The 23,651-nt window shown below is 68.6% G+C and carries 23 protein-coding genes; 10 read left to right on the forward strand and 13 right to left on the reverse strand.

Translation table 11 applies throughout. The annotated features are described in order from the left end of the window. Positions 1-175: 175 nt before the first annotated feature. The 10 genes from ACTWPB_RS16840 to ACTWPB_RS16885 form a co-directional block, all read right to left on the reverse strand. A complete protein-coding gene (locus ACTWPB_RS16840) occupies positions 176-904 on the reverse strand; it encodes a lysophospholipid acyltransferase family protein (protein WP_446221596.1) in 729 nt (242 codons plus the stop codon). Positions 905-1,021: 117 nt separating this feature from the next. Continuing rightward, positions 1,022-2,017, reverse strand: coding sequence for an ROK family protein (locus ACTWPB_RS16845; protein ID WP_446221597.1), 996 nt, complete (start codon positions 2,015-2,017; stop codon positions 1,022-1,024). Next, on the reverse strand, positions 2,014-2,733 hold the full coding sequence (locus ACTWPB_RS16850) for a hypothetical protein (protein ID WP_446221598.1): 720 nt from the start codon (positions 2,731-2,733) through the stop codon (positions 2,014-2,016). The genes ACTWPB_RS16845 and ACTWPB_RS16850 overlap by 4 nt, the downstream gene beginning before the upstream one ends. Next, on the reverse strand, positions 2,723-4,003 hold the full coding sequence (locus ACTWPB_RS16855; RefSeq protein ID WP_446226373.1) for an ArsA family ATPase: 1,281 nt from the start codon (positions 4,001-4,003) through the stop codon (positions 2,723-2,725). Before ACTWPB_RS16855 ends, ACTWPB_RS16850 begins: the two co-directional genes overlap by 11 nt. Then, complete coding sequence (locus tag ACTWPB_RS16860; RefSeq protein WP_446221599.1) at positions 4,000-4,437, reverse strand: SRPBCC family protein; 438 nt, start codon at positions 4,435-4,437, stop codon at positions 4,000-4,002. Before ACTWPB_RS16860 ends, ACTWPB_RS16855 begins: the two co-directional genes overlap by 4 nt. A gap of 116 nt (positions 4,438-4,553) precedes the next feature. Next, on the reverse strand, positions 4,554-4,949 hold the full coding sequence (locus tag ACTWPB_RS16865) for a polyketide cyclase / dehydrase and lipid transport (RefSeq protein ID WP_446221600.1): 396 nt from the start codon (positions 4,947-4,949) through the stop codon (positions 4,554-4,556). A 43-nt stretch (positions 4,950-4,992) separates the two neighbouring features. After that, positions 4,993-6,120: a glycosyltransferase family 4 protein gene (locus ACTWPB_RS16870; protein WP_446221601.1), complete on the reverse strand. Its 1,128-nt coding sequence runs from the start codon at positions 6,118-6,120 to the stop codon at positions 4,993-4,995. Between the two features lie 90 nt (positions 6,121-6,210). Then, positions 6,211-7,218, reverse strand: a complete 1,008-nt coding sequence (locus ACTWPB_RS16875) for a peptidase MA family metallohydrolase (protein WP_446221602.1) — start codon at positions 7,216-7,218, stop codon at positions 6,211-6,213. A 9-nt stretch (positions 7,219-7,227) separates the two neighbouring features. Continuing rightward, a complete protein-coding gene (locus tag ACTWPB_RS16880; protein ID WP_446221603.1) occupies positions 7,228-8,292 on the reverse strand; it encodes an NlpC/P60 family protein in 1,065 nt (354 codons plus the stop codon). 224 nt (positions 8,293-8,516) lie between these two features. After that, positions 8,517-9,086: a C40 family peptidase gene (locus ACTWPB_RS16885; RefSeq protein WP_446221604.1), complete on the reverse strand. Its 570-nt coding sequence runs from the start codon at positions 9,084-9,086 to the stop codon at positions 8,517-8,519. A 674-nt stretch (positions 9,087-9,760) separates the two neighbouring features. On the opposite strand from ACTWPB_RS16885, the gene ACTWPB_RS16890 reads away from it, so the two are divergent. From ACTWPB_RS16890 to ACTWPB_RS16910, 5 genes are all read left to right on the forward strand, one after another. After that, a complete protein-coding gene (locus ACTWPB_RS16890; protein ID WP_446221605.1) occupies positions 9,761-11,020 on the forward strand; it encodes an ATP-binding protein in 1,260 nt (419 codons plus the stop codon). Between the two features lie 11 nt (positions 11,021-11,031). Continuing rightward, positions 11,032-12,075 (forward strand): tetratricopeptide repeat protein, encoded by a 1,044-nt coding sequence (locus tag ACTWPB_RS16895; protein ID WP_446221606.1) that lies wholly within the window; start codon positions 11,032-11,034, stop codon positions 12,073-12,075. 125 nt (positions 12,076-12,200) lie between these two features. Then, complete coding sequence (locus ACTWPB_RS16900; protein ID WP_446221607.1) at positions 12,201-14,144, forward strand: DEDD exonuclease domain-containing protein; 1,944 nt, start codon at positions 12,201-12,203, stop codon at positions 14,142-14,144. Positions 14,145-14,383: 239 nt separating this feature from the next. Continuing rightward, entirely contained in the window at positions 14,384-14,935 is a 552-nt protein-coding gene (gene trpF, locus ACTWPB_RS16905) for a phosphoribosylanthranilate isomerase (protein ID WP_446221608.1), read from the forward strand. Between the two features lie 4 nt (positions 14,936-14,939). Further along, on the forward strand, positions 14,940-15,215 hold the full coding sequence (locus ACTWPB_RS16910; protein ID WP_387217382.1) for an Lrp/AsnC family transcriptional regulator: 276 nt from the start codon (positions 14,940-14,942) through the stop codon (positions 15,213-15,215). Positions 15,216-15,224: 9 nt separating this feature from the next. Here the strand turns inward: ACTWPB_RS16910 and trpD are convergent, their stop codons facing one another. Together trpD and ACTWPB_RS16920 are read right to left on the reverse strand one after the other, a co-directional pair. Continuing rightward, complete coding sequence (gene trpD, locus ACTWPB_RS16915) at positions 15,225-16,286, reverse strand: anthranilate phosphoribosyltransferase (RefSeq protein WP_446221609.1); 1,062 nt, start codon at positions 16,284-16,286, stop codon at positions 15,225-15,227. Between the two features lie 90 nt (positions 16,287-16,376). Beyond that, positions 16,377-16,793 (reverse strand): hypothetical protein, encoded by a 417-nt coding sequence (locus ACTWPB_RS16920; RefSeq protein WP_446221610.1) that lies wholly within the window; start codon positions 16,791-16,793, stop codon positions 16,377-16,379. A gap of 179 nt (positions 16,794-16,972) precedes the next feature. Here ACTWPB_RS16920 and ctaE point away from each other — a divergent pair, with 179 nt between their 5' ends. Genes ctaE through qcrB form a run of 4 tightly spaced genes read left to right on the forward strand, consistent with a single transcriptional unit; the run spans position 16,973 to position 21,272 of the window. Next, on the forward strand, positions 16,973-17,584 hold the full coding sequence (gene ctaE / locus ACTWPB_RS16925; RefSeq protein ID WP_446221611.1) for an aa3-type cytochrome oxidase subunit III: 612 nt from the start codon (positions 16,973-16,975) through the stop codon (positions 17,582-17,584). Between the two features lie 57 nt (positions 17,585-17,641). Next, positions 17,642-18,517, forward strand: a complete 876-nt coding sequence (gene qcrC, locus ACTWPB_RS16930; protein ID WP_446221612.1) for a cytochrome bc1 complex diheme cytochrome c subunit — start codon at positions 17,642-17,644, stop codon at positions 18,515-18,517. After that, a complete protein-coding gene (qcrA, locus tag ACTWPB_RS16935; protein ID WP_446221613.1) occupies positions 18,514-19,653 on the forward strand; it encodes a cytochrome bc1 complex Rieske iron-sulfur subunit in 1,140 nt (379 codons plus the stop codon). Before qcrC ends, qcrA begins: the two co-directional genes overlap by 4 nt. After that, positions 19,650-21,272, forward strand: coding sequence for a cytochrome bc1 complex cytochrome b subunit (qcrB, locus tag ACTWPB_RS16940; RefSeq protein ID WP_446221614.1), 1,623 nt, complete (start codon positions 19,650-19,652; stop codon positions 21,270-21,272). The genes qcrA and qcrB overlap by 4 nt, the downstream gene beginning before the upstream one ends. Before the next feature lie 64 nt (positions 21,273-21,336). Here qcrB and ACTWPB_RS16945 read toward each other — a convergent pair whose 3' ends face one another. Further along, positions 21,337-21,834 (reverse strand): polyadenylate-specific 3'-exoribonuclease AS, encoded by a 498-nt coding sequence (locus tag ACTWPB_RS16945; protein ID WP_446226374.1) that lies wholly within the window; start codon positions 21,832-21,834, stop codon positions 21,337-21,339. Positions 21,835-22,138: 304 nt separating this feature from the next. Here ACTWPB_RS16945 and ACTWPB_RS16950 point away from each other — a divergent pair, with 304 nt between their 5' ends. Continuing rightward, positions 22,139-23,524, forward strand: a complete 1,386-nt coding sequence (locus tag ACTWPB_RS16950; protein ID WP_446221615.1) for a class II 3-deoxy-7-phosphoheptulonate synthase — start codon at positions 22,139-22,141, stop codon at positions 23,522-23,524. Positions 23,525-23,651 lie beyond the last annotated feature (127 nt).

Genomic DNA, 23,651 nt, shown 5'->3' on the forward strand with positions numbered 1-23,651 from the left:
GTGTCCGGGCAACGGCGGTCGGTTACGCAGGGGTGCGGTCGACGCGGAGCCGATCATCGCTCGGTGACCGTGAGCATTCGGTGCCGATCTCGGTACCGGCCGGCAATCGTGCGTGCGGTCCGGGCGCGTGCTGACGCTGCGAGTCAGCTCATCGTGGGGCGCAGCAGGTTTCGACTCAGCTCGCCTTGGTTTCGGGGATGCGGGTGGCGTCGAGCTGGAGGTCGGTCGCGACGACGCCCTTCTTGAGGCTGTGCGCGTAGACGTCGACGTATTCCTGGCCGGTGAGGCGCATCAGCTCGTACATCACCTCGTCGGTGACGGCGCGTTCGACGAAGCGGTTGCCGCTCATGCCCTCGTAGCGTGAGAAATCAAGGGGGGCACCGAACTTCAGGGTGACCTTCTGGCGACGCCACTTGAACGGTCCGGGCGGGCTCACCTTGTCGGTGCCGATCACCGCGACCGGGATCACCGGGACGCCGGTCTCGAGCGCGAGCCGCGCCATGCCGGTCTTGCCCTTGTAGAGGCGGCCGTCGGGGGAGCGGGTGCCCTCGGGGTACAGGCCGACCAGACGGCCCTCGTTGAGGAGCTTGGTGGCCGCGTTGAGCGCGTCGTCGGCGGCCGAGGCGCCGCTGCGATCGATCGGGTACTGGCCGGTGCCGCTGAAGAAGAACTTCTGCAGGCGTCCCTTGAGGCCAGGGGTGGTGAAGTACTCCGCCTTGGCGAGGTAGTTGATCCGCCGCGGGCTCAGCAGCGGCGCGAACAGCCAGTCGGAGAACGACAGATGGTTACCCGCCATGATCGCGGGCCCGTTGGTCGGAACGTTCTCGACACCCTCGACAACGGGCCGGTTGTATAGATGTATGAACGGCCCCGGGAAGACGAACTTGAGCAGCCAGTAGAACATGGCGTCCTTTCCTCGGAACCGGGATCGTGGTGTGCAGCCTCGTCGGAAAACGACTTTACCGCTGGTCGCAGATCACAACCAACCCAGCGCGGTAGCCGCTGTGCATGGATGTGACGCTCATCTCGCGATGCGGCCGACGACCGGTGTGTCGAGCGCCGCCCTCGCCAACCCCGCTGCCCCGATCATGCCCGCGGCCTCACCCAGCTGCGTGGTGCGCAGGCGGGCCAGCGGCCGATGCCCGGCGCCGGTGACCGCGGCCGCGTAATGCTCGCGGGCCTCGTCGAGGAACAGCGGCGCCGAACTGCTCACCCCACCGGCGATCACCACGAGGTCGGGATCGAACAGATCGCTGACGAATGCCAGGCCGAGGCCGAGCCAGCGGGCGAAGTCGGCCATCACCCGGACCGCGAGTGGGTCGCCGTCCTGGGCCGCGCCCGCGACCCGGCGGCCGGTGAGCGAGCCGGGATCACGGAGCACGTCGCGGGCCAGCGCCGACCGTACGGGGTCGGTGGCGAGCATTTCGATGGCGGTTTCGGCCAGTGCCGTTCCGCTGCAGTAGCGCTCCCAGCAGCCGTGTTTGCCGCAGGCACAGGCACGCCCCTCGGGGACGACCTGGAGATGGCCGAGTTCGGGGGCGATGCCATGGCTGCCGCGGTAGAGCCGACCGTCGATGAGCAGGGCGGCGCCGATGCCAGTGCCGATCGCGATGAGCACCACCGTGCCCCCGCCCGCCGCCGCGCCGAAGCGGTACTCGGCCCAGCCCGCGGCGTTCGCGTCGTGTTCGAGGATCACCGGCAGGCCCAGACGCGCGGTGAGTCGTTGGGCGACAGGGGCGTTCTGCCACGGCAGGTGCGGGGCGAACAGGACCGTCGATTGATCCGTCGAGATGAAACCGGCCACGGCCAGCCCGACCGCCGCGATCGGATGACGCCGGGCCAGCTCGCGCACCGAGCGGTCGATCGCGTCCTCGAGCGCGCGCGCCGAATGCGGGGTCGCCGCCTGCACGGTGTCGAGCACCTCGCCCTCGGCGTCGACCACCGAGGCGCGAATGTTGGTGCCACCTACGTCGATGCCGACGGTGAGCAGGTGTTGAGGGTCGATCCGGCTGGTCATCCCCGGATCGTCACCGGAATGTCGAGATACTGCGAGCGTGGCGTGCGGGGGGTGGCCGATCGATCCTCGGAGGCGGGGCGGCGGCGGCGCCGAGACGAATCGTCGGCCCTCGACGCGGTGCCGGCGAAAGCGTCTGTGCCCGAAGCACTTGCGGCGGCACCGCTCAGGTCCGGTTCGGGCGTGATGTGCGGTGTCCGGGTGGTCCGCGGGGCGGTGTATTCGTCGACCCGGCGAGGGCGGGGGACGCCGGACTGATCCGGGTGGGTGGCTCCCCGGCGCGGGCTGGAACCCGGATCCTGCAGACCCGTGGCAGCGTTCGGGCGTGGGGGCTGACCCGCGGGCTCGGTGGCGGGACCGGGTGCCGCGGCATGCTCGTCGGTCGAATTCGGGTGTGCCGCACCATGTTCGGCCCATTCGGGAGGGAGCAGCGGTTCCACGGGGATGCCGGCGAGGGCTTCGCGCAGGACCGTCACCATGGAGGTGCCGTGGTCGGCCAGGGCAGCGACGACGTCATGGTGGTCGCCGCGCACCAGGGCAGCGGCCGCGCAGACCGGGCACCACGCGCAACCGCCCAGGTCGGCTCGGCCGTCGGCGGCGGTGCGGCGCAGCACGGGTTCGACCCGGGCCAGCAGGACTTCGGAGAGTAGACGCAGCTCCTCGGTGAACTCGGCGAAGCCGTCGTGGCCGTGGCGCTCGGACTTGCTGTCAGTGCTCATCTGCGGTGGCCTTCGTGTAGTTCGGATCGGCGGGCCACACCCGTGGATCGGGCCGGAAGCGGACTACGAGGTGACCGGTGTCGAGTTCGGCGCCCGCCACTGTGCAGCGGCGCAGCACCGGCGCGAGCCGCACACGTGTGCGTACCCCGTCGGCTCCCACGATCAGATCGTCCTCCACTCGGCCCAGCCGCAAGGTGCCGGGATCGACCACCGGCAGCCGCATCCGCATCGCGTACACGGAGTCGACACCGGAGCCGGACTCCCATCGAACCATCGGTTCGCCCGATTCCGCGCCCTGAGCGTGCGGGGCGGGCAGCGTGTCGACCGAATGCGAGAACATCGACAGCGAATTCACCCCCACCGGTTCGGCACCGGCGTGCTGAGCGATCAGGATCGCGACATCGGTGAGTTGTTCGTGTAGCCGGGCCACCACTTCGAGCTGCTCGGCGCGGCGGTTGAGGTACCAGTGCACGGCCGGGTGGGCGTTGTCGCCGGGCGGCGGCACCGGGGCGAGCACCTTGTTCACCACCACCGCGTCCATCCGCAGGCCGAGCAGCGCGGCCGCCGAGCGCACCCGCCGAGCCTCGGCGACGGCGACCTGTTCGGGGCCGGTGATCAGGCGGGCGCTGGTGCGGGTGCGGTCGGCGAGGAGGTCGCGGACCTGTGTCACCGCGACCACGATCCGTTCGACCGCGGCCGCGAGCACCGCCTTGCGCAGGTCGAGGCCGATCGCGCTCATCGTGCGCGCGTGCTTGGGCCAGAGCCGTTCGAGGTAGTTGAGCATCGTGTCGGGGGCGGTGACGATGCGCAGCATGTCGGCCGAGGGCGGGCAGTCGACGACGATGACGTCCCAGTCGTTCTCCTCGGCGTACCCGGCGATCTCGACCAGCATCAACAGTTCCTGCACACCGGGCAGCCCGGTCAGCTCGGCCGGGTCGAGCGCCGCCAGATCGACGCCGTGATCGTGGCCGCCGCCCTTGGCCAGCATCGCCACCACATCACGGAAACGGTCCTCGAGCAGGGCGAGCGAGTCGATTTCGATCACCTCGATACCGGGTGCCACCCTGACCACCCCGGCGACGGTGCCCGGATCGTGCGCGAAGCGGAAACCGAGCGCGTCGCCGAGCGAATGGGCCTGATCCAGCGAGGCGATCAGCACACGCTGACCCGAGCGGGCATAGGTCATGCTCGTCGCGCAGGCCAGCGTCGTCTTCCCGACACCACCCTTGCCGACGAACAGTTCGACGCGGGTACCGCCCGGGGCGCTCAGCCTTCGACCCGCTTCTTCAGCTCGTTCAGCGCCGTGTCGGTGATGACCTTCTCGGCTTTGCGTTTGAACATGCCGATCATCGGGATGTTCAGGTCGACGGTGAGTTCGTAGACGACCTCGGTACCGCCACCGGGCCGGTCGAGCAGTTCGTAGCTGCCGTCCTGGGCCTTCTGCAGCTCACCGCTGAGCAGGCGCCAGGCCACGGCTTTGCCGTCGGCTCGCCAGGTGTAGGACAGCACGTAGGTGTCCTTGACGACGCCCGCGTCGAGCACGAACCGGGCGGTGGCCGCGCGTCCTTGCGCGTCACGCTCGATGACCTCGACCGACTTCGCGGCAGCCACCCACTCCGGGTAGGACTCCAGATCCGCGATGACGGCCATCACCTGCTGCGACGGTGCGTCGATCAGGATCGATCTCTGAGTCCGGTCGGCCATGGCAGCCAGTCCTCTTTCTGTGTCTATGGCGGCCGGGGCCGCGGTTCTCGGTGTCTATCGGCGGCTGGCGCCGCGGTTCTCGCAGGCGCGCCGAGAACGTACATCGAGAACGTGCATCAGGGGGCGTCGGCGACCGCGGGTGCGACGCCCGCGGGTCGACCGGCTTCCAGGCGTGCCTTGAGTTCGAAGGCCATGTTCCGGCCCGCGACCCGACGGGCACGATTGGCCGCGGCCAGCGCGCGCGCCGGCTTCGATGCGGCCGCGGTGGGTTCGGCGTGCAGGAAGTAGTGCAGGATCGCCCCCTCGGGGACGGCCTCTAGCCACACCTCCATGGTGCCGGTCAACGCGCCTGCCACCGTCCACCGGATGCCTTTGTCGCCGCGATCCTCGCGCACGTCAAGGCGCAGGTCTGGCCACCAGCGGCGCCAGTTGTTCGCGGCGCTCAGCACGTCGGCGATCGCGGCGCCCGGTGCGGCGAGGAAGGTCTGATCTGCGACCTGGATACTGCTCACCCGGCTGAGCGTAGTGGACGCCACAGAGAGCCCGGCCATGGTGTCACCGCAGCAGTTCCCGCAAGCGGGCACCCTGGCGGTCCCAATGCCAGTTCTGTTCCACCCACGCCCGGCCCGCGGCGCCCATCTCGGCCGCCTTGTCCCGGTCGGTGAGCAGCTCGACGATGGCGTCGCTGATCTGCGGGACCGACCGGCCGCGCACCACGATGCCGGTCTCGCCCTCGCGCACGGTCTCGGGGGCGCCACCGGAATCACCGGCCACGACCGGGACTCCGGTCGCCGATGCCTCGAGGAACACGATCCCCAGACCCTCGACGTCCAGGCCTGCCCCGCGCGTGCGGCACGGCATCGCGAACACGTCGGCGATCGTGTGATGGGCGGCCAGCTCCCCGGAGGGCACCCGGCCGGTGAACACCACACTGTCCTGCACGCCGAGCGCCTCGGCCAGCGCCCGCAGGCGCGGCTCGTACGGTCCGCCGCCCGCGATCACCAGCACCGCGCCGTCGACGCGCTCGCGGATCTCGGTCATCGCCACGATCAGCATGTCCTGGCCTTTGCGCGGGACCAGCCGCGACAGGCACAGCACGGTCGGGCGCTCGCCGAGTCCGTAGCGGGCGCGCAGCTCTGCCCTGGCAGCCGGGTCGGGCCGGAATTCGGTCGGGTCGACGCCCGGCGGCAGGTGCTCGAGTGCCGCGCGCGGACCGAACGCCGAGGCGAAACGGCCACGGGTGTACTTGCTGACGTAGGTCACCACATCGGTGTGCTCGCCGATCGAACGCAGCACCTGCCGCGATCCGGGCAGCATCGACCAGCCGACCTCGTGACCGTGGGTGCTGGCCAGGATGCGCTCCGCGCCCGCGCGCCGCAGCATCGGCGCCATCACCGCCAGGGGCGCGGCCGCGCCGAACCACACGGTGTCGCAGCCGTGTTCGCGCAGCAGCGCGCTCGCCCGCTGGATGACCGCGGGGGTCGGCAGCATCAGCGTGGTCGGATGACGCACCACCTGGAACTTCTGCGCCGCGTCGAACTTCTCGTGGCTGTCACCGCGCCAGCGCGGCGCGTACACCACCAGGTCCTCGGGCGGCAGCTGATTCGACAGCGCCTGCAGATACGACTGGATTCCGCCCGGCCGAGGCGGGAAATCGTTGGTAACCAGCAGAGTTCGGGCCATAAGAGAACAACCTAATCGGTCGGCGCAGGGGTGGGCAGACGTGGTCAGGCGTACCCGCGCCTTCGCTGCGGCCGTGCGCGCCTGCGCCCATCATGCAGCGTGACCGCGCAACCAGGCCCGCCACCCGTCCAGCAGCTCGGCGCGCGAGGCCCCGAGCACGGCGGTGAACGCGGCGTCCTGTGTCGCAGGAGACTGCGGGCCGGTCGCGAGCCGCTTGTACAACGTGGTGAGCGTGCCCGTGCCGTAGCGATCGGCCAGGAACGCGCAGGTGCTCCACGCGCTTTCGTAGGCGTAGGCCGCGTCGACACCGGTGAAATCGGCGTCGGCGACGAGCTCGGTGGGCAGGGTGCCCGCGCGCAACCGGGTGGTCAGCGTGGGCGCGATCTGGGAGAAGGTGGTGTCCTGATCTCGCTGAGCGATGTACTCGGCGAAGCCTTCCAGCATCCACAACGGTGCGCCGTCGGCGGTGGCGGCTCTGGTGGCGATGTGGGTGAGTTCGTGGCGCAGCAGGGTGGCCAGGCCCTCGTTGCCGACTCGCCGGCGCGCGTCGGGGTTGAACACGATGCGCTGGTCGGTGGGCTGGGTGCCAGGGGCGTAGGACCCGGTGAGCGACACGGCGGCCACGTCGGCCCCGGTGGTGCCGGCGGACCTGGTCAGCGCGGTGAATTCGGCAGGCGTGCTCGCCACGACCACGACGGGCGCACGGTTCCAGTCGGTGCCCCACACCGCGCTCACATCCGAAATAGCCTGGCCCAGTTGATGTTCGAGGACATCGAGATCGGCACGATGGCTGGGATGGGCCACCAGCAGTGCCTCGGACGCGGCACCGTCGGCGACTTCGCGCACCAGAATCGGGCCATAGGGTTGCAGCTCGCGGCGCACCGGACTCAGGCGCGGATTGTCGATGCCCTCGGACGTATCGAGCACCTCGGCCTCGTCGGTGGCCAGCTGCAACGGACCCACGTTGCGCGGCACCAGGATCAGTGCGACGCATGCCCCGGTCAGCAGCGTGACCGAGGCGAGCGTGATGCAGAATTCCAGGCGGCCGTTCGACGAGAACCACGAACGCAGGCCCGAGCGGGGGGATGGATCGGTCACCGGTCTGGCTCAGTATCGCCGGGCCGAGTGGTACGGGGTGGTGTTGATCGGCGCGACAGCGACCGGCACGCCGAAAGTGGAGGCGTGCACCATCATCCCGTTGCCCGCGTAGATGCCGACGTGGGTGATGTCGGGATAGAACAGGATCACGTCGCCGGGCAGCAGTTCGTCCTTGGACACCAGCGTGCCGTAGCCCGCCTGCTGGGAACTGGTGCGCGGCACGCTCTTACCGACCTGCTTGAACGCCCACTGCACCAGACCGGAGCAGTCGAACTGGTCGGGCCCGGTGGCGCCCCAGACATACGGATCGCCGACGCGGGTGAGGGCGGCGGCCAGCGCGCTGGTCCCGCTGCCGGGAACCAGACCCGCCAGCAGTGAATCGCGGTCGAAGCCGGGCGGGAACGGCGAACCGGCCAGGGTCGACTTGTCGCGGGCCGAGAGCTGGCTCCATGCCTCGACCACGGAGGTGGTCGAGGTGGCGAGATCCTGGCGTTTGCGTTCGACATCGGCGCGCACCGCGTCGGCGGCGGTGGTCGCGGCATGCGCGGCCTCGGCGGCGGTGCGGGCGGCATTGTCGGCCGCGGTGGCGGCGTCGGCGGCCTGTTTGAACTGGCGGACCGTGTCGGCGGTCTGCTGGGCGAGCACGTCCAGAGTCGACATCTTGTCCAGTAACTGCTGCGGTGAACCGCTCGACAGCACGGCGAACATGCTGTTGGCGCGCACGCCGGTATAGGCGGCCACGGCGGTGCGGTCGATCATCGGCTGGAACTTGCGTACTTCGGCGCGGGCGGCCTCGACGACCGCGGAGGTGGCGGCGACTGTGCCGTCGGCCTCGCGTTGCAGCGCGAGCTTGGCGTCGAGATCGATCTGGGCGGCGAGAGCGAGTTGGTTGAGCTGCTCGGACTGGCGCGAGAGGTCGACCATCCGGGAGATCGCGTCGGTCGCGGTGGTCGGCAGGGCTACCGGGTCGGCGCCGGAGGGACCGGCGGTGTAGATCGCGCACACCAGCATCGCGGCGGACAGGGTTCCGGCGAAACCACGCGTTGCGTGCGCATTCCGGTGGTGTGCAGTCACAGTGGCCCGTGCCCCGTTCTCTCGTTGTCCGCCGATGTAGCGCAATACCTGAGCGCGAACTCCTCGTCAGCCGAGAAGGTCTCGATCAGGTTACGGAACTGCAAGCATCCGTGTCCAGTAGCGGTACGTGCGCCGTCCAACCCAGTGGACGGCGCACGTACCCGGACGATCACTGTGGCTACGGTGCGCCCTTCCCCGTGAACGACGCACCGTGCCCGGCTGGATCAGAAGCGGCGAGCGCCCGCGAACGGCATCGACGACAGCGACGCGATCTGGACCGGGGTGCCCGCGGTGGAGGCGTGCACGACGTTGCCGTCGCCCGCGTACAGACCGGAGTGGCCGCCGCCGTAGAACGACACCATGTCGCCGGGCTGCAGGTCATCGAACGAGACCGGGGTGCCCGCACCCAGCTGGGCGCCACTGGTGCGCGGAATGTCCATGCCCGCCTGGGCGTAGGCCCACTGGACCAGACCCGAGCAGTCGAAGGCGTTCGGGCCCGCGGCGCCGTAGACGTAGGGCGAGCCGATCTTGCTCAGCGCCGCATCGAGGGCGATGTCGGCGGCGGTGGCGCGCGGCGCGGTGAAGATCTGCGGCGCGGCCGGGATCTCGATACCGGGAATACCCTGGGGCAGCGGAATCTCGTTCGGCACCTCGAACGTGCCGATGCCGGGCACGGTCACCGGCGTGGCCGATGCCGGGGCGGCCGGCAGGAGGAACGCGCCGATGGTGGCAGCGCCGACGGCTCCGACGGCAACGGCACGCTGCGCCTGACGCTTGACGGTGTTGTTCGCCATGATGCGGAACTTCCAATCTGCCCCACGACGCCGTGTCCGTATGACGCGGCGGGCTTCGTCTCGCTTGGCCGTTTCCGGTGAGCGGGACTCCGTGAGGTCTCAAAAAGGTTACGAAGACATCACGGGGGTTTGTAAAGTCGGACATCGGTCCAGAGGGGGTTTCGGGTGATATCACCGAGGAAAGTATGCGAGCTGGGTCACACCCGATCACGAAACGATAACGCCAGGTCACGTCGACCGAGATTTCGGAGTGCTACCGGCGCGTCGCCAATAAGCCTCGCGGGGCGATTTTCGCGCCCCGGATCGGTGAATGCGCAGGTGGTGTGCGCTCGCTGTGGTATCGACGGTTCGCCGGGCGGTCCGCCTCGCGGGCGGCGCGCCGTACGCTGCGGCGCGCTCAGAGCGGTAAGGCCGATTACCCATTGAAATCTGAGTAACTCATGTGAATTTCATGAGCATGTGAGCCCAGTCACGATTGAGTTTGATCCCGGTCATTTTGTTCGCACCAGAACGAAATTCTCGCACCGAATTATCGGCGCGGAAGATCGCGGGCCCCGAGTTGTGCCGGGTCGCGGCACGGGTCGCCGAGTGGATCCGCGTGCTCGCCGCTTGGCGGGAAAGCTGTAGTGCCGGTTAGGGTACGGCCGAATGTTCGCAGTTCGAAGGGGGCGCGGGTGGCCGACGACCAGGTTTTGACCGACATGCTGACAATGCTCGATCGCAGTCCGGGGGTGCTCGCGCTGCGCGTGTGCGTCATCGAGCTGCTGATCGAGCGGCAGCGATTCGCCGATGCGCTCGCCCACTGTGGGACGGCGCTCGGCCATGATCCGGGGAATGCCCAGGTCCTGGGGTTGATGATGCGGTGCACGACAGCGCTGTCCGGCGGTTCCCCCGCGCCTGCGCCGGACGCCACCCCCGCGCCCGGCTCCACCGCTGCTGCCTCAGCGGCCCAGCCGGACTTCGACTGGGCCGCCGCCGAGGACGAAGTCGGCGACATCATCGAACCGGCGTTCGTGCACGGCGTCCCCTCCGAGTTCGTCACTGACGAGGACGCCGCCACCGTCGAGCGCCCGAGCTTGCGGCTGGCCGACGTCGGCGGCATGTCCGAGGTGAAGCAGCAACTCGACCTGACCCTGCTCGGTCCGCTGCGCAATCCCGAACTGGCCAAGGCATTCGGCACCTCGGCGCGCGGCGGCCTGTTGCTGTACGGCCCGCCCGGCTGCGGCAAGACCTTCATCGCCTCGGCGGTCGCGGGCGAGCTCGGCGCCAACTTCTACCCGATCGAGATCACCGACATCCTCGACATCTACACCGGCGCCAGCGAACGCAACGTGCACAGCATCTTCGAGATGGCCCGTCGCAACGCCCCCTGCGTGCTGTTCCTCGACGAGGTCGACGCGCTCGGCCACAAACGCAGCCAGATGCAGGCGTCGACGACCATGCGCACGGTGGTGAACCAGCTGCTCACCGAAATGGATTCGGCCACCCACAGCAATGAAGGGGTGTTCGTGCTCGGCGCGACCAACCACCCGTGGGATGTCGACGTCGCGCTGCGCAGGCCCGGCCGCTTCGACCGGATGATCTTCGTCGGCCTGCCCGATCTCGCGGCCCGCACGTCGATCCTGCACTACCACCTGCGCGACCGCCCCGTGGCGGGCATCGACCTCAACGCCCTCGCCGCCCACACCGACGGCCTCTCCGGCGCCGACCTCGCCCACGTGTGCACCTCGGCCACCCAGCTGGCCATGGCCGACTCGATGCGCTCGGGCGAAGTACGCCCGGTCGGCATGGCGGACATCCAGGCGGCGCTGGCCCAGATCCGGCCGAGCACCGGCGCCTGGTTCGAATCCGCCCGCAATGTGGTCGAATTCGCCAACGGTGACGGCAGCTATGACGACCTGGCGCTGTACCTCAAACGACTGAAGCGGCGCTGAGACGTACGTCGATGAGCGAACAACGACTCGACCGTGCCGCCACCCTGATCGATCTGTGCAGGCTCGACGCGGCGCGAGCAGAGCTGGCGCCGGTGCTGGCGGCCGAACCCGACAACAGTGACGCCCATGCCCAGCTGGCCTACTCCTGGCTGAAATCCGGTGCGAACGCCACGGCTACCGATGCCGCACGGGCCGCACTGCGATCACACCCCGAGAACGTGTTCGCGTGGAGAATCCTCGCACTGAGCGAGTACGGGCTCCGGGGTGAGCATGTCGACTCGGACCCGACCGCCGCCACCGCCCACGAGGACGAGGCCGTGCGCGCGGCGCGGCGATGCGTCGAGCTCGACTCGTGGTCGGCCGACAGCTATCGAATCCTTGCGACGACCCTGCAGCACCGCGACCGGGACGCCGCGCTCACAGCCATCGATACCGCCGTCGAGATCGACCCGGAGAACGCGGTCTTTCACGTAGTCCGGGGCCGTGTGCTGTGGCATGGCGCCCGCACGATCGGGAAGCGCGCGGCGGCCGGACGAGCGGCGGTCGAGGAAGCGCTGCGCTGGGATCCGGAGAATGTCGAGGCCCTGTACCTGCTCGGCAACCATGCCTTCCAGCGGCGGCGATGGGCGGAAGCCGAGCAGTGGCTGCGGCGTGCCGCAGAACTCGATCCGGCGTACGGACCGGATGTGCGGGCGTTACTGGCTGCGATACCGTCGCAGAACCCGACACCGGTACCGGCGACCGCTCCGGCGCCGTATCGCGCGAGCAGCGGTGGTGGCGGCGTCAAGCGCAAACACCTGGTCGGGGTGGTGCTGTTGCTCGTGATGCTGGCGTGGCACGGCCTGCTGACCGTGGCCGAAGGTCCCGACTCTCCGTCGACCGGATCGACCTCGCGCACAACGCCGTACCCGGGGTCGTATTACCGGCTGCCGCCCAGCTATCTTCAGCAGCTGCCTACGCTGCCGAGCGTGCCGAGGTTTCCGTCGGATCGTTGGCCGACAGGATGGCCGACACCGCGTCCGTACCTCACCCCTGCGCCGCCGCCGGGCGGCTGAATCCGCGCGACTGACCTGTCCTGGTCACAGTCGCCCGCCCGGCGCTGCGCCGAGTTGGTTACCGCCGGCTGGAAATCGAGCTCGACGCGGCGAGCTTGTCGTACCCCCGTCCTACGCTGCTCGCCGTGCCCGATCCCCTTCCGCTCCCGGCTGCCGCTCGGCAGTTGGCCTTCGACGAGCTCGATACCCCGCTGTATGCCACCACTTTCGTTGTCGTCGACCTCGAAACGACCGGGACCAGCGCTGATCGGGACGCGATCACCGAGATCGGGGCGGTGAAGGTGCGCGGGGGTGAGGTGCTGGGGGAGTTCGCGACATTGGTGAATCCGGGGTACGCGATTCCGCCCGCCATCGTGCAGATCACGGGGATCACCACGGCGATGGTGTACGACGCGCCACGGATCGAGGGGGTGTTGCCCGGGTTCTTCGAGTTCGCGGCGGGGGCGGTGCTGGTGGCGCACAACGCGCGATTCGACACCGCGTTTCTCAAAGCAGCCGCGGCGCGTCAGGACATCACATGGCCCAATCCACAGGTGTTGTGCACGGTGAAATTGGCGCGGCGGGTGCTCACGCGTGACGAGGCGCCGTCGGCGCGGCTCGGGGTGCTCGCGCAGATCCTCGGTGCGTCGACGACACCAACGCACCGCGCGCTCGATGACGCTCGCGCCACCGTCGACGTGCTGCACGCGCTGATCGGCCGGGTCGGCAATCAGGGTGTGCACAGCCTGACCGAGCTGCTCGACTATCTGCCCGGCGTCACCGGAACCCAGCGCGCCAAGCGCACTTTCGCGACCGATCTGCCTGCCGCGCCCGGCGTCTATCTCTTCCGCGGACCGTCGGAGGAAGTCCTCTATATAGGGACGGCGGTGAATCTGCGCCGTCGCGTGCGCAACTACTTCACCGGCTCGGAAACCCGTGGCCGGATGAAAGAGATGGTGGCACTGGCGATCCGGGTCGATCATGTGGTGTGCGCGCACGGCCTCGAAGCCGGGGTCCGCGAGCTGCGGTTGCTCGCCGCGCACGCGCCGCCGTACAACCGCCGTTCGAAGTTCCCGAAGCGAGGGTGGTGGCTCACGCTCAGCGACGAGGCCTTTCCCCGGCTGATCGCCGTGCGTACCCCGACTCGAATCGCGGTGGGGCCGTTCAATTCTCGTGTCGACGCCGTTGATGTGGCGTTGACGATCGCCGAATTCGCCGGGATGCGAACCTGCGCCACCCGCCTCACCCGCACGGCGAAACACACCTGCCCACCCGCCGTCGTCGGCGGCTGCCCCGCCGCGCGTCACGACGGTGACCTCGACGCGGCAAGCTACGCCCCGGTCGTCGACGCGGTCCTCGACCTGTTCACCGGCCGCGCCGACACCCTGCTCCGCGCGATGCTCGATCGCATCGAAACCCATTCCACCGCACAGCATTTCGAGGCCGCCGCCCGCCTACGCGACCGCACTGCCACCGTCGTCGCCACACTCCACCGCACCCAGCGACTGGCCGCCCTGGCCCGCGTCGCGGAATTGATCATCGCCCTCCCCGACGGTGCCGGCGGCTGGGAATTCTCCGTCATCCGCTACGGCCGCCTCGCCGCCGCGGGCACCGCGGCGCGCGGCACCCCACCGATGGCCGTCGTCGATCAGCTGGTCGCCGCCGCCGAAACAGTGATCCCCGACCTGGGCGTCGCGTCGTCGGGGAGCGCGACGCACGCTCGGGTAGCCGACTCCGCCACCGCATCCGTGGAACCCGCCGCCATGTCCGAGAGCGCGGGTGCCGCGTTCGGCGACCCCGCCACCGTGTCCGGTGACCGCGCCAGCGCGAGTTCGCCTGCCGCGGCAGCATGGCTCGACGGCGCGATCGTCGACCTCGACGACGCCATCCCACCACTGCGCGGTGCCCCAGCGGAGGAAGTCGGAGTCATCGCGGGCTGGCTCGCCAAACCCGGCGCGCGAATCGTGCGGACCAGTGCCGGATACCGCGAACCACTGCACGGCGCGGGCCGCTGGGTGGGATGGGCGCGGCTCGCGCGCACAGCCGCGACCACCAGGAGCGAACAGGAGCAGTACCTGGCCGAACGCTGACGAGCCACCCCGCGTCGAGGCAGGCGAGTGCGAGCTCGAGATCGCCGATCGGATCCAGAACAATCTCGAACCCCTGGCCGTGGACGAAACCTGGGACAACGGCACATCCGCGCCCCGGGCCGGAACAACAGCTCCCGTTCGGCCGCGGCGGCTGGCCGAACGGGCGCGGAGTCCGTCCTGGATCATGGAACTCGACTCCGCGCACGTGGCGCGGCGCAGGGAACGAGGAGCGGCGTCGGATGTTCGTGAAGGTGTGCGGGTTGACCACCGAGGAGCAGATCGACTGGGCGGTCGAGCTCGGGTACTCCGCGATCGGCGTCATGCTGACGACCAAGAGCAAGCGGTACCGCACCCCCGAACAGGCGCGCGCCCTCGCCGATTACGCGCGTGGCCGCATCACCACCTTCGCCGTCGCGCTCGAGGCCGGCGAAGTCGCCGAGGTGGCCGACGCGTTCGACATCGTGCAGCTCTATCAGTGGGCCGACCTGCCGAACCTGGCCTTCTGCTCGTCGAACCCCCCGGAGCCGGGGCAGACCAGCGAGTACTTCTTCTACGACGCCAGCGCCGGCTCCGGCGTCTTCGAGGAATTCCCCGGCTGGGTGCGCGCGCAGGCGGGCCGCGTCGTGCTCGCGGGCGGCCTCGACCCGGACAACGTCGCCGATGTCATCGCCCGGCACCGGCCCTACGGCGTCGACGTGTCCAGCTCGGTGGAAACGGCACCCGGTGTGAAGAGCCGCGAACTGATGCGACGGTTCAAAGCGGCCACCGAGCGTCCCGAAGTTCTAGAGTGATCCCATGATTACCGCGATCGTGATGATCCAAGCGCAGAACTCTCGCATCCCCGAGACCGCGCAGGCCCTCGCCGACACCGAAGGAGTCGCCGAGGTGTACTCGTGCGCGGGCGACGTCGACCTGATCGCGATCGTGCGCGTCCGCGACCACGCGCACATCGCCGAGGTGGTCACGGCGGGTATCGACAAGGTGGACGGCGTGGTCCGCACCACCACCCACATCGCCTTCAAGTCCTATTCCAGCGCCGACGTGGAGGCCGGATTCTCGCTGGGGGAGTGAGCCCGCGGTTCAGCTCTCGTCGAGCACCTGGGTGAGTTCGGCCCAGCTCTGCAACAACTTGGCCGCCGCGCCGTTGTCCACCGCGGCGGCGGCGCGCTCGAGCCCGCCGGCCAGCGCCGCGTCCAGGTCGAGATCGACATCGCCGACCCCGCGGGAGAGGTCGTAGGCCACGATCGCCGCGGCCGAATTCAACAGCACCGCATCACGAACAGGTCCGGCCGTCCCCGCGAAGACATCGCGCGCGACCTGGGCGTTGACCTGGGCATCCCCGCCACGCAGGTCGTCCAGATCCACCCGGGGGATGCCGAGCCGCGTCGGATCGATCAGCGTGTGACGGATCCGCCCACCACTGACCACCCACACGTCGGTCAGATCCGAGGTGGTGATCTCGTCGAGCCCGTCGAATCCACGCACCACCAGCGCACTCGCCCCGCGCGCCGCGAACACCCCCGCGATCACCGGCGCGAGATCGGCGAACGCGCACCCGATCAGCCCGGCCCGCGGCTGTGCCGGATTGGTCAGCGGCCCCAGCACGTTGAACACGGTCGGAATGCCGATCTCCTTGCGCGCGGCACCGGCGAAACGCAGCCCCGAGTGGAACAGCGGCGCGAAACAGAACCCGATCCCCGCCTCGCGCACCGACCGCGCCACCGACTCGGGTCCGAGCGCGAGCTTGACCCCCAGCGCTTCGAGCACATCGGCACCACCGGACTTCGACGACGCCGCCCGGTTCCCGTGCTTGACCACCGGCACCCCGGCCGCCGCCACGACCACCGCGGACATGGTCGAGATGTTCACCGACCCCGAACGGTCGCCGCCGGTGCCGACGACATCGACCGCGTCGCCTTCGATGCGAACCAGTCGCGCGTGCCCGAGCATCCCGGCCACCATGCCCGCCAGTTCGGTCGGCGTCGGGCCCTTGATCTTCATGGCCACGCCGAAGGCCGCGATCTGGGCCGGGGTGGCGTTGTCGGTGAAGATCTCGTCGATCACCCAGGTGGTGTCGTCCGCGGCCAGGTCGCCACCGTCGGCGAGGGTTCCGAGCACCTGGGGCCAGCTGCGCACGCTCATCTGCTCTGCTTCTCCTTCGACGAGACCGGTGCGCCACGGTAGCTCGGGCGCGCGGAGGTGGCACAAGCTCTTTTGCGCCGTCGGGCAAGTTTACGGGGCGGTGCGTGGCGGCTGCAGCGCGTCCCAGCCGTCGGCCACACCGTCGTGGCGCTGCGCGAGTCCGGCCATCCGCGAGCGTTCCTGCGAACAGGTCAGCGGATCGAGCCGTTGCACCCGCTGCAAGATGATCGGAACCAGCTCCTGCGCGGGGGCGGCGGCCTCGGCGCGTTCGTATCCGTCGTACCCGGCGATCTCGCACGCGGCCTCGATCTGCCCGGCGGGCAGCCGCAGATGATGACGCAACACCGCGTCGGCTTCCCGATCCAGCTCACCGGCCCGGTCCAGCGCGGTCGAACACGCCTCGACATCGTCGAAACTCGATGCGACCACGACGAGATCGTCACGCCTCGGGTCCAACTCCCGCGCCGACCCACCGAACAGTCGCCGCCACATCCGCACCACGACCATCGCCGCCTCCTCGTCTCAGCCTATCCACATCCAACGCTGCCACAATGTGTTGTCGCGCGATCGTCGCCAACACGCCGACGGAAGTCGTGGACCCCCTCTGTGCGTGGGTTTTCCGACTCGCGCCACAAACTTTCGTACCCGGGTACATGTGTCGTACTACGAAGAGTCATACTTACCCCGTGACGACCGCAGTAGGCACCCCAGGATCGGCCATTACTCAGCGTGTGCATTCGCTGAACCGGCCCAACATGGTCAGCGTCGGAACCATCATCTGGCTGTCGAGCGAGCTGATGTTCTTCGCCGGCCTGTTCGCCATGTACTTCGTTGCTCGTGCGCAGGCGCAGGGGGCGTGGCCCCCGGAGCCGACCGAGCTGAACATGACGCTCGCGATTCCGGTGACGGCCGTGCTGATCGCATCCTCGTTCACCTGCCAGATGGGTGTGTTCGCCGCGGAGAAGGGCGATGTGTTCGGTCTCCGTCGCTGGTACACGATCACCCTGCTGATGGGCGCGTTCTTCGTCGCCGGGCAGGGCTACGAGTACTACCACCTGGTGGAGGAGGGAACTTCGATCGCCGGCAGCTCGTACGGCTCGGTTTTCTACATCACCACCGGCTTCCACGGTCTGCACGTGATCGGCGGTCTGATCGCATTCGTGTTCCTGCTCGTCCGCACCACGCTGAGCAAGTTCACCCCCGCCCAGGCCACCGCCGCGATCGTGGTGTCCTACTACTGGCACTTCGTCGACATCGTCTGGATCGGGCTGTTCGCCACGATCTACTTCGTCCGCTAGCGCGCGGCGCACACAGCATTTGCACAAGTCGGTTCCGTCTACTCCAAAGGGACACAGATGAGTTCATCTCCCCCGTCGGCCCAAGAGCCCGCCGGCCACGGCGCCGGGCAGGCCGCTCAGGCCGCAAAGCAGGCGCGTAAACAGCGCCGCGCCCGCCGTCGTATCGCGGGTGCTCTCGCGCTGATGATCGGCTTGGTCGGAGCCGGCTTCCTGGCTACCGCGCTCACCCCCGAGCCGCAGGTCGCGACCGCGAACCAGGACCAGTCCGCGCTCATTCGCGAGGGCAAGCAGCTCTACGACACCTCCTGCGTCACGTGCCACGGCGCGAACCTGCAGGGTGTCGCCGATCGTGGTCCGAGCCTGATCGGCGTCGGCGAGGCAGCGGTCTACTTCCAGGTCTCCACCGGTCGTATGCCGATGGCCGTCAACGGCGCCCAGGCGCTGCGCAAGCCGGTGAAGTTCGACGCACACCAGACCGACGCGCTCGGCGCCTACGTCGCCGCCAATGGTGGTGGCCCCTCGGTGATCCGCGATGCCAACGGTGAGATCGCCCAGGAATCGCTGCGCGGCGACGACATCGCCCGTGGTTCGGAGCTGTTCCGCATGAACTGCGCCTCTTGCCACAACTTCACCGGTCGCGGTGGAGCGCTCTCCGGTGGCAAGTTCGCGCCGCCGCTGGCCGAGGCCAACGAGCAGCAGATCTACGACGCGATGATCACGGGCCCGCAGAACATGCCCAAGTTCTCCGACCGGCAGCTGACGCCGGAAGAGAAGCGCGACATCATCGCCTACGTCAGGAACTCCGCCGAGGAGAAGGCGCCCGGCGGCTGGGATCTCGGCGGTTTCGGTCCGGCCACGGAAGGCCTCGCCATCTGGGTCATCGGCATCACCGCCGTTGTCGGCGCCGCGATGTGGATCGGATCCCGATCATGAGTGGACAGGAGCACAGCGACATGGGTCGCGAACCCACCGAAGACGAACTGGACGCGATGACGCGTGACGAGCTGGTCGAGCTCGGCACCAATCGCGACGACGTCGATGTCGTCTACCGCAACGAGCGGTGGCCGGTGCCTGGCACCAAGGCCGAGAAGCGCGCCGAACGTGCGGTCACGTTCTGGTTCGCCATCTCCGGCCTGGCTGCCGCCGCGCTCATCGGTGTCTTCCTGTTCTGGCCGTGGGAGTGGAAGGGCTACGGCGACGAAGGCCATACCGCCTACTCGCTGTACACCCCGCTCGTCGGCCTGACCTTCGGCATCTCGGTGCTGGTCATCGGCATCGCGGTCGTGCTGATCCGCAAGCGGTTCATCCCGGCCGAGATCTCCATCCAGCAGCGCCACGACGGCCCGTCGCCCGAGGTCGAGCGTCGCACCCTCGCGGCCGAGCTGGAAGACGCGCTCGACACCTCCACCCTCGGCCGTCGCAAGATGATGCTCGGTACCGCGGGTGCCGGTGTCGGTGTACTCGGTATCGGTGCCGCGCTGGTGTTCATCGGCGGCATGGTGAAGAACCCGTGGGCCAAGCGCGACAAGTCGCCGCTGTGGGTCTCGGGCTGGACCCCGGACTACCCGGGCGAGACCATTTACATCCGCCGCGACACCGGTCGCCCCAACGACATCGTGCTGGTGCGCCCGGAAGACCTGGACGCGGGCTCGATGGAAACCGTGTTCCCGTGGAAAGAGAAGTGGCGCGGGGATGCGCACGAGACCTTGCAGTCGCTGCGCGGTATCCGCAACGCGGTCATGATGATCCGCCTGCGCACCGAAGATGCCGAGAAGGCGATCAAGCGCAAGGGCCAGGAGAGCTTCAACTTCGGCGACTACTTCGCCTACTCGAAGATCTGCACCCATCTCGGCTGCCCCACCTCGCTGTTCGAGCAGCAAACCAACCGGATCCTCTGCCCCTGCCACCAGTCGCAGTTCCTCGCGACCGAGTGGGGTAAGCCGGTCTTCGGTCCTGCCGCCCGCGCACTGCCTCAGCTGCCGATCACCGTCAACTCCGAGGGCTTCCTGGTCGCCGCGGGCGACTTCATCGAGCCGCTCGGCCCGGCCTTCTGGGAGCGTCGTTCATGAGCGTTGTGGCCAATCAGGCAAATGAGATGGACGAGCGGTATCGCGCCGCCGCGTTCATGAAGCGGTCGATCAACAAGGTCTTCCCGACCCACTGGTCGTTCCTGCTGGGTGAGATCGCGCTCTACGCGTTCATCATCCTGCTGCTGTCGGGTGTGTACCTGACGCTGTTCTTCGACCCGTCGATGACCCACGTGGTCTACGACGGCGCCTACCAGCCGCTGCGCGGTGTCGGCATGTCGCGGGCGTACGAGACCGCGCTCAACATCTCCTTCGAGGTGCGCGGCGGTCTGTTCGTCCGGCAGATCCACCACTGGGCGGCCCTGCTGTTCGCGGCGTCGATCATCATCCACCTGTTCCGCATCTTCTTCACCGGCGCGTTCCGCAAGCCGCGTGAGGCGAACTGGGTGATCGGCTCGCTGCTGCTGATCCTGGCGATGTTCGAAGGTTTCTTCGGCTACTCGCTGCCCGACGATCTGCTTTCCGGTACCGGCCTGCGTGCCGCGTTCTCGGGCATCACCATCGGTATCCCGATCATGGGTACCTGGATGCACTGGCTGATGTTCGGCGGCGACTTCCCCGGCGACATCATCATCCCGCGCCTCTACATCGCGCACGTGCTGCTGCTGCCCGGCATCATCCTGGCGCTGATCGGCGCGCACGTCGCGCTGGTCTGGTATCAGAAGCACACCCAGTTCCCCGGACCGGCCCGCACCGAGCACAACGTGGTCGGCGCGCGCATCGTCCCGGTGTTCGCCGCCGACCAGGGCGCATTCTTCGCGTTCACCCTCGGCATCGTCGGCATCATGGGCGGTGTGCTGCAGATCAACCCGATCTGGAACCTCGGTCCGTACAACCCGTCCCAGGTGTCGGCGGGTTCACAGCCCGACTTCTACATGATGTGGACCGACGGAATGGCGCGTCTGATGCCGCCGTGGGAGCTCTACCTGGGTCGGTACACGATCCCGGCGGTGTTCTGGGTCGCGATCATCATGGGTCTGGTGTTCACGCTGCTGATCGCCTACCCGTGGATCGAGAAGCGTCTTACCAACGATTACTCGGCGCATCACAACCTGCTCCAGCGTCCGCGCGACGTGCCGGTGCGTACCGCGATCGGCGCCATGTCCATCGCGTTCTACGTGGTGCTCACGCTGTCGTGTGTCAACGACATCATCGCGCTGAAGTTCGACATCTCGCTGAACGCGACCACCTGGATCGGTCGCATCGGCGTGCTGTTGCTGCCGCCGATCGCGTACTTCGTGACCTACCGGTTCTGCATCGGTCTGCAGCGCAGTGACCGGGCGGTGCTCGAGCACGGCATCGAAACCGGTGTGATCAAGCGGCTGCCGCACGGCGAGTACATCGAGATCCACCAGCCACTGGGTGGGGTCGACGCACACGGCCACGCCATCCCGCTGGAGTACCAGGGCGCCCCGGTGCCCAAGAAGATGAACAAGCTGGGTTCGGCGGGCAAGCCGGGCAGCGGCAGCTTCCTGACGGCCGACCCCAAGGCCGAGGGCGAGTCCTGGGCCGAGATCGAGGAGAACGAGGAGCACCGGATGCTCACCGTCCTCGCCGAGCAGCAGGCGATCGCCAACAGCAGCGAGCCGTTCGGGCACTGACCCGAGAGCGCCGAGCACGAAGGCCCCGAGTCGAATTCGACTCGGGGCCTTCGCTGTTGTGGTGCTACAGGCGCGGGGTGCGCCGGTAGGTCTCGATGGCCTCGAACTTGGCCAGGTTGTGGCGGGCGTCGGCGAGGGCGTCGTGCGCGTCGTCGGGGATGGGCGGCAGGACGGGGCTGCCGTTGACAGCCCAGTGCTGGCGCAGTTCGTTGGTGTAGCGCGGCATGCCCTTGGGCAGCGCGGTCATGTCACCCCACAGCTGGCACAGCGCGACATGGTCGTAGGCGCCCACCCAGGCCCACAGCTCCGGCTGCACGCTGGGCCGTGGCAGGAAGAACTTGAACAGATCGTCGCGGATCTGTTCCCTGGTGCGATACAGCGGCGACCCGGCGGGCGGTAGCTTCGGCAGCACATGCTTGCGGACCCACGGTCCCGCCCGCCCCGCATCGAATTCGGTGGAGACCGCATAGTATTCGCGCCCGTCCTCGCAGACGACGCCGATCGAGACCAGGTCGATCGTCGTGCCGTCCTCGATGAATTCCGAGTCGTAAAAATATCGCAGGGAGATCGCCTCTTCGTGCTGGTGGGGTGCTCGTGCCGTCCGGCGGTACGGCACGGGGCAGCAACCACGATGGTTGATCGAAACCCTATGTCGACCGTCGGGCTGCCGGACGCACGGGTCCGGGTACTGCGAATGTTCGCCCTCACAGCTAACCAACAGCTTCTTCGGGCAGGATGAGCCGGGTACGGGTGACCGCCTGCCAGTCCACCAACCTGCCTGTTTGCCTGTACGAGGAAGCGCTGACACGGCCGGACGGAGCGGCCCGGGGGTAGGCGCAGCCAGCGCGGGTCCGTATTCTGATCTGGTGACCTGGACCGTCGACGTACCCATTGACCGCCTGCCGGAACTGCCGCCGTTGCCCGCCGAGTTGCGCGGTCGCCTCGACGCCGCGCTGGCCCGGCCCGCCCTGCAGCAGCCGTCGTGGGACGCCGACGAGGCCGCCGCCATGCGCACCGTGCTCGAGAGCGTGCCACCGATCTGCCTGCCCGCCGAGGTGGAGGACCTCAAGGCGCAGCTGGCCGCCGTCGCGCGCGGTGAGGCGTTCCTCATGCAGGGCGGTGACTGCGCGGAGACCTTCGCCGACAACACCGAACCGCACATCCGCGGCAATATCCGCACGCTGCTGCAGATGGCCGTGGTACTCACCTACGGCGCGAGTCTGCCGGTGGTGAAGGTGGCGCGGATCGCGGGCCAGTATGCCAAGCCGCGCTCGTCCGATACCGACGCGCTCGGCCTGAAGTCCTACCGCGGCGACATGGTGAACTCACTCGTCGCCGACGAGGCGTTGCGCCGCCACGACCCGTCGCGCCTTGTCCGCGCCTACGCCAATGCCAGCGCCGCGATGAACCTGGTCCGCGCCCTGACCAGCGCGGGCACCGCCGACCTGCATCGCCTGCACGACTGGAACCGCGATTTCGTCGCCCAGTCGCCCGCGGGCGCGCGCTATGAAACCCTCGCCGAGGAGATCGACCGTGGCCTGCGTTTCATGGCCGCCTGTCAGGTCAACGACCCGAGCCTGAAGACCGCGCGCATCTACGCCTCGCACGAGGCGCTGGTCCTGGACTACGAGCGCGCCATGCTGCGGCTGAGCGAGTCCGAAACGGGCGAACCGCTGCTCTACGACCTGTCCGCGCACTTCCTGTGGATCGGTGAGCGCACCCGTCAGCTCGACGGCGCCCACATCGCGCTGGCCGAACTGCTCGCGAACCCGATCGGCCTCAAGATCGGGCCGACCACCACGCCGGAGCTGGCCGTGGAATACGTCGAGCGGCTCGACCCGAACAACGAGCCCGGCCGGCTCACCCTGGTCGCCCGCATGGGCAACGGCAAGGTGCGCGATGTGCTGCCCCCGATCATCGAGAAGGTGCAGGCCACCGGGCACCAGGTCATCTGGCAGTGCGACCCCATGCACGGCAACACCCACGAGGCGTCCACCGGTTTCAAGACCCGCCACTTCGACCGCATCGTCGACGAGGTCCAGGGCTTCTTCGAGGTCCACCATGCCCTCGGCACCCATCCGGGCGGCCTGCACATCGAGCTGACCGGTGAGAACGTCACCGAGTGCCTCGGCGGCGCCCAGGACATCTCCGACCTCGACCTGGGCGGTCGCTACGAAACCGCCTGCGATCCGCGCCTGAACACCCAGCAGTCACTGGAGCTGTCGTTCCTCGTCGCGGAGATGTTGCGGTAGTAGCACCGCGCTGACCGCACACAAAGCCCCATTCGGTCGAACTTTCGACGGAAAGGGGCTTTTGTGTGCCCGGAGCGCAGGTCAGCGGGGACCGCGGCCGGGTTTTTCCTTCTCGGGATCCTTACCC

This window comes from Nocardia sp. IBHARD005, assembly GCF_052814245.1.